The organism is Kitasatospora sp. NPDC001664 (genome assembly GCF_053596675.1).
In genome coordinates this window covers 1-1,340 of the sequence record NZ_JBSFGS010000097.1, presented here as the reverse complement: position 1 = coordinate 1,340, position 1,340 = coordinate 1, and the positions used below count along the sequence as shown (strand labels likewise).

2 protein-coding genes and 1 pseudogene are annotated in these 1,340 nt (G+C 76.1%); 1 reads left to right on the top strand and 2 read right to left on the bottom strand.

Annotated elements, in window-relative coordinates; all coding sequences use genetic code 11:
• Positions 1–316: SAM-dependent methyltransferase (locus ACWCYY_RS40845; RefSeq protein ID WP_449798984.1), on the top strand; the 316-nt coding region annotated here is incomplete at its 5' end.
• 209 nt (positions 317–525) lie between these two features.
• Here ACWCYY_RS40845 and ACWCYY_RS40840 read toward each other — a convergent pair.
• Together ACWCYY_RS40840 and ACWCYY_RS40835 are read right to left on the bottom strand one after the other, a co-directional pair.
• Entirely contained in the window at positions 526–1,194 is a 669-nt protein-coding gene (locus tag ACWCYY_RS40840) for a response regulator transcription factor (RefSeq protein ID WP_449798983.1), read from the bottom strand.
• Positions 1,191–1,340 (bottom strand): annotated as a pseudogene (locus ACWCYY_RS40835) (sensor histidine kinase); the annotation flags it as partial. The pseudogene ACWCYY_RS40835 and the gene ACWCYY_RS40840, both read right to left, overlap by 4 nt.

The window sequence follows — 1,340 nt, the reverse complement described above, 5'->3', positions numbered from 1 at the left end:
GCTGGTCGCCGACGCGGACGACCCCTGGGCCAAGGCCCGCGTGCTGATGGACGCCCTGGCCCCCGGCAGCTACGTCGCCATCACCCACCCCGGGCTGGACTTCGACCCCGCCGCCATGGCCTCGATCGTGAAGGCCGCGGCCAGGGGCGAGATGACCCTGGTGCCGCGGACCCGCGACCAGGTCGCGCGGTTCTTCGCCGACTGGGAACTCGTCGAGCCGGGCGTCGTCCCCGTCATGGGCTGGCGCCCCGAGGGCGCAGAGCCCGCCGACCCCGGCGCCGCCTACTACTGGTCCGGCATCGCCCGCAAGCGCTGACCCACCCGCACGGCGCCCGGGGAACGAGACCGGGCCGCACCGGAGGGAGAGCCCCGACCGGGGGCCCGCGAACGGTCGAGGCATTCCACAAGTCCCCGAGCACCACGCTGCTGATCATCGGGCTCGTCGTCGCCGTCATCGGCAGCTGAGGCGCGGCGGTTCACCCTGTTCGGCAGGGCCGCCGGCCCCGACGGGGCGGCCGTCCGGGCCTACCCCGGTCCGACCAGCCCGCACTCGTACGCGAAGATCACCGCCTGTACCCGGTCCCGCAGGTCCAGCTTGGCCATGACCCGGCCGAGGTGCTTCTTCACCGTGGGCTCGGCGAGACCGAGGGCGGCGGCGAGTTCCGTGCTGGTCAGGCCACGGGCGACGCCCAGCAGGACCTCCCGCTCGCGCGTGGTCAGTACGCGCAGCCGCTCCGGCCGGCCCCCGTCGTCGTGCCCGGCGACGGGGAGCCGGTGTGCGAAGCGGTCCAGCAGCCGCCGCGTCACCCGGGGGGACACCACGGCGTCCCCCCGGGCGACGTCGCGGATCGCCCCCAGCAACTCCTGCGGCCGGCTGTTCTTCAGCAGGAAGCCGGACGCCCCGGCCCGCAGCGCGTCGAAGGCGTACGCGTCCAGGTCGAAGGTCGTGAGCACCAGCACCCGCGTCCCGGGCACCTCGCGCAGCAGCTGCCGGGTCGCCTCGATGCCGTCGGTGCCCGGCATCCGCACGTCCATCAGCACCACGTCCGGCCGCAGCCGCCGCGCCAGCTCCACCGCGGCCTGCCCGTCGGCCGCCTCCCCGACCGGCTCCATGTCCGGTTCGGCGCGCAGGATCATGCCGAACGCCAGCCGGAGGAGCTCCTCGTCGTCCACCAGCAGCACCCGGACGCTCACGGCGCGCCCCCGTGCTCCAGCCGGACGGAGACCTGCCAGCCGCCGCCCGGCAGCGGGCCCGCCCGCAGCACCCCGCCGAAGGCCGCGGCGCGCTCCCGCATCCCCACGAGTCCTCGCCCGGAGCCGGCCGGTCCCGGCCGGCCGGC